General features: G+C 63.7%; 8 protein-coding genes. 5 read left to right on the top strand and 3 right to left on the bottom strand.

Translation table 11 applies throughout. The annotated features are described in order from the left end of the window. Positions 1-38: 38 nt before the first annotated feature. Positions 39-416 (top strand): DoxX family protein, encoded by a 378-nt coding sequence (locus tag NKJ32_RS13750; protein WP_352827822.1) that lies wholly within the window; start codon positions 39-41, stop codon positions 414-416. Between the two features lie 23 nt (positions 417-439). Here the strand turns inward: NKJ32_RS13750 and NKJ32_RS13745 are convergent, their stop codons facing one another. Both NKJ32_RS13745 and NKJ32_RS13740 read right to left on the bottom strand, forming a co-directional pair. After that, positions 440-1,162, bottom strand: a complete 723-nt coding sequence (locus tag NKJ32_RS13745) for an SDR family oxidoreductase (RefSeq protein WP_352700624.1) — start codon at positions 1,160-1,162, stop codon at positions 440-442. After that, positions 1,159-2,010: an SDR family NAD(P)-dependent oxidoreductase gene (locus tag NKJ32_RS13740; RefSeq protein WP_352700625.1), complete on the bottom strand. Its 852-nt coding sequence runs from the start codon at positions 2,008-2,010 to the stop codon at positions 1,159-1,161. Before NKJ32_RS13740 ends, NKJ32_RS13745 begins: the two co-directional genes overlap by 4 nt. 105 nt (positions 2,011-2,115) lie before the next feature. On the opposite strand from NKJ32_RS13740, the gene NKJ32_RS13735 reads away from it, so the two are divergent. Further along, positions 2,116-2,988: a helix-turn-helix transcriptional regulator gene (locus tag NKJ32_RS13735; protein WP_352827819.1), complete on the top strand. Its 873-nt coding sequence runs from the start codon at positions 2,116-2,118 to the stop codon at positions 2,986-2,988. 226 nt (positions 2,989-3,214) lie between these two features. On the opposite strand, the gene NKJ32_RS13730 is transcribed toward NKJ32_RS13735, so the two are convergent. Continuing rightward, a complete protein-coding gene (locus tag NKJ32_RS13730) occupies positions 3,215-3,856 on the bottom strand; it encodes a TetR family transcriptional regulator C-terminal domain-containing protein (RefSeq protein ID WP_023675865.1) in 642 nt (213 codons plus the stop codon). A 243-nt stretch (positions 3,857-4,099) separates the two neighbouring features. On the opposite strand from NKJ32_RS13730, the gene aptA reads away from it, so the two are divergent. The 3 genes from aptA to NKJ32_RS13715 all read left to right on the top strand — a co-directional run bounded on the left by aptA (position 4,100) and on the right by NKJ32_RS13715 (position 7,241). Beyond that, entirely contained in the window at positions 4,100-5,428 is a 1,329-nt protein-coding gene (aptA, locus tag NKJ32_RS13725; RefSeq protein ID WP_352589376.1) for an omega-aminotransferase AptA, read from the top strand. A 127-nt stretch (positions 5,429-5,555) separates the two neighbouring features. Further along, positions 5,556-5,987: an endonuclease domain-containing protein gene (locus NKJ32_RS13720; protein ID WP_352827815.1), complete on the top strand. Its 432-nt coding sequence runs from the start codon at positions 5,556-5,558 to the stop codon at positions 5,985-5,987. Positions 5,988-5,990: 3 nt separating this feature from the next. Further along, complete coding sequence (locus tag NKJ32_RS13715; RefSeq protein ID WP_352827812.1) at positions 5,991-7,241, top strand: Zn-dependent hydrolase; 1,251 nt, start codon at positions 5,991-5,993, stop codon at positions 7,239-7,241. The last annotated feature ends 20 nt before the right edge of the window (positions 7,242-7,261 follow it).

Raw genomic sequence — 7,261 nt, 5'->3', positions numbered from 1 at the left:
GCCTTGGGCCGCGCGCCTCTTTTCCAAGGACCGACAGCATGTTTTCAAACTTTGATAGTGAGATTCTATTCGCCGCCCGCCTGCTGCTTGGCGGCGCCTTTGTCTTTGCCGGCCTGCGCAACATCCAGAATGCGGCGTTGGTGAGCCAATTGATAACGACGCGCGGCGTGCCGCAGGCGCGGCCGGTGCTGTGGCTGGGGATCGTCCTGCAGATCATCGCCGGAGCGTTGGTGATCGCGGGCATCTGGACCGCTCCGGCGGCGGCATGCCTGATCCTGTTCCTGGTTTTTGCTACGCCGATGTTCCACAATTTCTGGGATCATCAGGGGCCCGAGCGCGCGTCCCGCATCAACGGCTTTGTCGGCAACGTCGCGCTGACCGGAGGATTTCTGGCGCTGATCGCGCAGTCGCTTTGACACGCCTCGTGGAGGCAGCCGCCTTAGGCCGCATACCGCAAGCCGCCGTCGCAGGTCAGCACCTGGCCGGTGACGAAGCTGTTCGAAACCAGGAACGCAATCGCCTCAGCGACGTCCTCGGCGCGGCCGATGCGGCCGACCGGCGTCTTGCCGGCATACTCGGCAAACACCGCATGGCGCTGTTCATCGGGCAGGAAATCCCACCACGGCGTGTCGATGACGCCCGGTGCCACGACATTGACGCGTAACGGCTTCAGCTCCATCGCCAGGATCGGCACCACGGTCAGCAGCATGCCGTTGACGGCGGCGATGCCGGCGATACCCGGCGCCGACAATTGCGCCGACACCGCCGAGATGAAAGTCACCGAGCCGCTCTTGTTCAGCGTCGGCAAGGCGGCCTGCAGGCAGGAGAGCTGTGGCCGGACCTTCTCGTCGACGCCGCCGCCGATATCGGTCAGGTCAAGTGTTTCGAACGGACCGAGCCCCTTGCCGCCGCTGGCGGCCAGCACCAGGTGATCGAAAGGGCCGAGATCGCTGAAGAACCGGCGAACCTCGTCCGGCTTCGCGGCATCGAAGGCAGCTTTTTCGACGGCGCCGCCAAGGCTTTGCCATGCATTGTCGAGCCTTTCCCTGCTGCGCCCGGTGATCGTCACCTTCATGCCCGGGCCGAGCAGCTTTTTCGCGGTGGCGAGGCCGATGCCGGAGGAGCCGCCGACGATCACGGCGTGCTGCGTTTTCTCGATCATGAATTTTCTTTCTTCGATGTAGCGGAAGCGGGTGCGAGCCCGACAAGACCGAGGCTCAATTCACGCAACTGCTGCCTCGCCTTCGCGTCATAGGCTTGCGCATCGGCGCGGGATTCCCTTTGGCCGTCGAAATAGAGGCCGCTTCGCCCTTCCAGCGTGGGCGATGTGGCGAGATTGATGATGGCTTCGGCGCCGGTTTCGACCGAACTCCAGGGTGTGACGCCCGCCTGCCGCACCATCGTGGTGTTCATGTAGCTTGCCGGATGCAGGCTGTTGACCGTGACGCCGGTGCCGTTCAGCTGCTCCGCCAGATCGATGGTGAAGATGATCTGCGCCAGCTTGCTCTGGCAGTAGGCACGGACGCCGTCATAGGAGCGGGTCAGCATGACGTCGTCGAAGTCGATCGCCTGCTGGCCGGCCGAGGCGACGTTGACGATGCGCGTCGGCGCGCTGGACTTGAGCAGCGGCAGCAGCTCCGTAGTGAGCAGGAAGCCGGCGAGATAGTTGACGGCAAAGCGCAACTCGTAGCCGTCGGCGCTGACCTGTCGTTTCGCGTTGGGGCCGGCGGTGCCGACGCCGGCATTGTTGATGAGGATATCGAGCCGCTTGGTCCTAGCGCGGACGGCTTCGGCGAGGCGGCGGACCTCGGCCAGGGAGGAGAGATCGGCGACAAGCAGCTCGGCCTTGCCGCCGGCGGCTTCGATCTCGGCCACGGTCGCCTTGCCCCTTGTCGCGTCGCGGCCATGCACCAGGATGCGGGCGCCGCCGGCGCCGAGCCTTTGCGCCACGACTCTGCCGACGCCGTCGGTCGAGCCGGTAATCAGGATCGTCTTGTCTTTCAGTTCCATGTTCAGAGCCTCCATGTCATCGCTCTGAGCAGAAAGATGGGGCACCAGACGCATGCCAAACAGTTCAAACTTTATCCTGGTATCGGTACTGCTATAATAGCGCCGATGGATTCCACCACGCATTCTGCCGAAGGCAGCCGTCGCCGCGAGCTTGGCGCCTTTCTGCGTTCGCGGCGCGAAAGGCTGACGCCATCGGCCACGGGCATCTCGACCGGCCTGCGCCGGCGCACGCCCGGGCTGCGGCGCGAGGAGGTGGCGATGATCGCCGGCGTTGGCACGACCTGGTACACCTGGCTAGAGCAGGGGCGCGACGTCAGGCCATCAGTGGAGGTGCTGACGGCGCTCAGTCAGGCGTTGCGCCTGGACACGGCCGAGCAACGGCATCTGTTCATTCTTGCCGGCCGCCCGCAGCCGGAGCGTCGTCTCGATGCGCCGGAAAAAGTCGATGGCCCGTTGCTGCACATGCTGCAGAGCCTGGTCCTCCAGCCGGCCTATGTCCTTGGGCGGCGCTGGGACGTGCTGGCCTGGAATTCTGCCGCGGCAGCCGTGTTCGGCGACTATGGCCTGCTGGAGGGCGATGCCCGCAACATCGTCCATATGATTTTCACCAATCCACATCATAGGCGCCTGCTCGTCGACTGGGAGGAACTGGCGCGTGCCGTGCTGGCGTCATTCCGGGCGGAAAGCGCCAGATATGTCGGCGACCCGGATTTCGAGCGGCTGATCGCGCTGATGACACGTTCAAGCCTGGAGTTTCGGGCATGGTGGCCGCTGCGCGATGTGGCCCGCAACCTGTCGGGTGTGAAGCATGTCAGGCATCCGACGGCAGGCGCCATGGCGTTCGAGCATATGAGCCTGTCGATCGACGACGGCTCGGACATGAAGCTGATCGTCTACACGCCGCTCGCCGAGCAGAACTCGATCGCCAAGCTCGAACAGCTGCTGGAGACGCTTCCGGCCGAACGGCGCAGCGCGTGAACCCAGCTTCGTCATCCCAGGGCGTAGCAGCCGCGAAGCGGCGTCGCGGAGACCCTGGGATCCATGCCGTAACCTTAACGGCAGAGTGCAGCGGAGCAGAATCCTGCAGCGCAGGGGCGTTCTGGCGTAACGGCATGGATCCTGGGGTCTGCGCTGCGTCGCTCCGCTCCTTGCTGCGCCCCAGGATGACGAAGCGATGGGGGAGGTTTGCGACAGCCGAGCTGCCTCAGCCCTTCGGCTTCAGCCCGTCGATGAACAGTTGCTCGAGAAACCTTGCGGCGTCCTCGAAGCGGCCGTCGCCGCCGCGGTCGGGGCCGAGCACGGCGCGGACCTGGACGTCGAAATCGGCGTAATGCTGCGTTGTCGCCCAGATCGAAAAGATCAGGTGCCAGGGGTCGGTGCGGGCAATCTTGCCGGCGCGCATCCAGCCCTTGATGACGTTGGCTTTCTCGTCGACCAGCGTCTTCAACTCCCCTTCCAGCATCGGCATGATGCGCGGCGCGCCCTGCAGGATCTCATTGGCGAACAGCCGGCTCTCGCGCGGGAAATCGCGCGCCATTTCCAGCTTGCGCCTGATGTAGCTGCGCAGTTCGGTTAGCGGATCGCCGATGTCGTCGAGTTCGCGCAGCGGCGCCAGCCAGGTGTCGAGAAGCCGCTGCATCAGCGTCTCGTGGATGTCCTCCTTACGGCGGAAATAATAGAGCAGGTTCGGCTTCGACATGCCGGCGGCTTCGGCGATCTGGTCGATGGTCGAGCCGCGAAAACCGTTGGTGGAGAAGACTTCTAGCGCCGCCTCCAGGATGAGCTCGCGCTTTTCCAGCTGAATGCGGGTGCGGCGAGGAGGGGAGCTTTCGACCGCCCCCGTCACCCCGCAAAACCTTCGCCGTGAGGAGTGTCTGGACCAATTCTCTGGACCAGTTTTTCCTCGCCCTGTGGAGCGCACTTCGAAAGCCGCATTTCCGCTAGTAATCCCTTGACCGCTGATAAGGCGGTGCTAACGTTTGTCCAACCGGTCAAAAATTTGCGTAGCACGAAAACGTCGCGAAGACCAAGCGTTGGAAAGACCAAGCGTTAGCCGCACCGAAACAGGTTACAAGGGGAAGTCTTGGTCATGTCCAACCGGCTGAAAGTCACGCCGAACGATCTCAGCGCATTCTGGATGCCGTTCACGGCAAACCGGCAGTTCAAGCAGGCGCCGCGCATGATGGTGTCGGCCAAGGACATGCACTACACGACCAGCGACGGGCGCAAGGTGCTCGACGGCACCGCCGGCCTGTGGTGCGTCAATGCCGGCCACTGCCGCCCGAAGATCACCGAGGCGATCCAGAGCCAGGCGGCAGAGCTCGACTACGCACCCGCGTTCCAGATGGGCCATCCGATCGTGTTCGAGCTGGCGAACCGGCTGGTCGACATCGCGCCGAAGGGCATGGACCATGTGTTCTTCACCAATTCCGGCTCGGAATCGGTCGAGACGGCGCTGAAGATGGCAATCGCTTATCACCGCGTAAAAGGCGAGGGCTCGCGCACCCGTCTGATCGGCCGCGAGCGCGGCTATCACGGCGTCAATTTCGGCGGCATCTCCGTCGGCGGCATTGTCACCAACCGCAAGATGTTCGGCACGCTGCTCGGCGGCGTCGATCACATGCCACACACGCATCTGCCGGAAAAGAACTCTTTCACCAAGGGCGTGCCGGAGCATGGCGCGGAACTGGCGAACGAGCTGGAGCGCATCGTCGCACTGCACGACGCCTCGACCATTGCCGCCGTCATCGTCGAGCCGGTGGCCGGTTCCACCGGCGTCATCCTGCCGCCGAAGGGCTATCTCGAGAGGCTGCGCGAGATCTGCACCAAGCACGGCATCTTGCTGATCTTCGACGAAGTCATCACCGGTTTCGGCCGTCTCGGCACGCCGTTCGCCGCCGACTATTTCGGTGTCACGCCGGATATCATGACCACCGCCAAAGGCGTCTCCAACGGCGTCATCCCGATGGGCGCGGTGTTCGTAAAGAAGGAAATCCACGACGCGTTCATGACTGGGCCCGAGCACATGATCGAGTTCTTCCACGGCTACACCTATTCGGGCAATCCGATCGCCTGCGCGGCGGCGTTGGGCACGCTCGACACCTACAAGGAAGAGGGGCTGCTGACGCGCGGCGAGGAACTGGCGCCGTACTGGGAGGACGCGCTGCACTCGCTGAAGGGCGAGCCGAACGTCATCGATATCAGAAACATCGGCCTGATCGGCGCGATCGAGCTGGCGCCGATCACCGGCCAGCCGACGAAGCGGGCCTTCTCGGCTTTCGTCAAGGCGTTCGAGCGTGGTGCATTGATCCGCACCACCGGCGACATCATCGCGCTATCGCCGCCGCTGATCATCACCAAAGGTCAGATCAACGAATTGATCGACCATGTGCGCGAAGTGCTGAGGGCCGTGGATTGACGAATTTGCCGCAGCTTTCCCTCCCCCTCGAGGGGAGGGTGGCCGCGAAGCGGCCGGGTGGGGTCGGTGCGGCAGTGCGCCAGCCTGACCTTCGGCCGCATAGGTGCCTATGATGCCCCGGACCCGCGTGAGCTTCGAAATGCGCCAAAAGGCGCGCGCGCTTCGAGTTCATGCGACCAAAGGCGAATCCCTGCTGTGGTATGAACTGCGCGAATTGAAATCGGCCGGCATCAAGTTCCGCCGCCAGTGTCCGATCGGGCCTTATATCGTCGACTTTGCTTGCCTTGCGGTAAAGCTGGTCGTTGAAGTCGATGGTGATCTGCACGAACAGGAGAAGGGCAAACGGCACGACGCCGTCCGTGATGCCTATCTGCGATCGCTCGGGTTCGATATCTTTCGCGTCGATGAGCCCGATGTCATAAACAGCGCCTGGCATGTCGCACAGGTGGTCAAGGAGAAGGTCGCGCGCATGTCAGCCGACCCCACCCGACCGCTTCGCGGCCACCCTCCCCTCGAGGGGGAGCGGGACGCTGGCGTGCCACAACCAATGAGGTTTTAGAATATGGCCGCCCCCGGCGAGAATTTGCGAATCAATTCAGACCGTTTGTGGGATTCGATAATGGAGATGGCGAAGATCGGCCCCGGCATTGCCGGCGGCAACAATCGCCAGACCGTTACCGACGAGGACGGCGAAGGGCGGCATCTGTTCAAGCGCTGGTGCGATGAGGCGGGGCTCGAAATGGGCGTCGACGAGATGGGTACGATGTTTGCCCGTCGCGAAGGCACCGACCCCAGCCTGCCGCCGGTCTATGTCGGCAGCCATCTCGACACCCAGCCGACCGGCGGCAAGTATGACGGCGTGCTCGGCGTGCTCGGCGGCCTGGAGGTCGTGCGCTCGCTCAACGATCTCGGCATCAAGACCAAGCACCCGATCGTCGTCACCAACTGGACCAACGAGGAAGGCGCCCGCTTTGCGCCGGCGATGATGGCGTCCGGGGTATTCGCCGGCGTGCTCGACCAGGCCGACGTTTATTCGCATGTCGACAAGGACGGCAAGAAATTCGGCGAGGAGCTCGAACGGATCGGCTGGAAGGGCACCGAGCAAGTCGGCGAGCGCAAGATCCACGCTTTCTTCGAATTGCACATCGAGCAGGGCCCGATCCTTGAGGACGAGGGCATCGATATCGGTGTCGTCACCCACGGGCAAGGGTTGAAATGGCTGCAGGTGACGCTGACCGGCAAGGAGGCGCACACCGGCTCGACGCCGATGCCGAAGCGGCGCAATGCCGGGCTCGGCATGGCGCGGGTGATCGAACTGGTGCACGAGATCGCCATGGACTATCAGCCCGACGCCGTCGGCGCGGTCGGCCATATGGAGGTCTATCCGAACTCGCGCAACATCATCGCCGGGCGCACCGTCTTCACCATCGACATCCGCTCGCCGGAAAAGGAGGTGCTGGACGCCATGGACGGGCGCATCCGCGAAGGCATCGACACGATCTGCGACGCGCTCGACATCAAATATCAAATCGAGCAGGTCGGCCATTTCGACCCGGTCACTTTCGACGCGGGCTGCGTCAAGGCTGTGCGGGATGCGGCGGAGCGCCTGGGATATACGCATCGCAACATCGTCTCCGGCGCCGGCCATGACGCCTGCTGGATCAACCGCGTCGCACCCACCGCAATGGTGATGTGCCCCTGCGTCGACGGTCTCAGCCACAACGAGGCCGAGGAAATCACCAAGGAATGGGCAGCGGCCGGCGCCGACGTGCTGTTCCATGCGGTCGTCGACACGGCGGTGATTGTCGAATGATGGGATAGCCTCGCAACGCC

Origin of the sequence: Mesorhizobium sp. M0159 (assembly GCF_040322295.1) — a bacterium.
Classification (GTDB): Bacteria; Pseudomonadota; Alphaproteobacteria; order Rhizobiales; family Rhizobiaceae; genus Mesorhizobium.
This window is presented reverse-complemented; position numbering and strand designations above follow the sequence as displayed.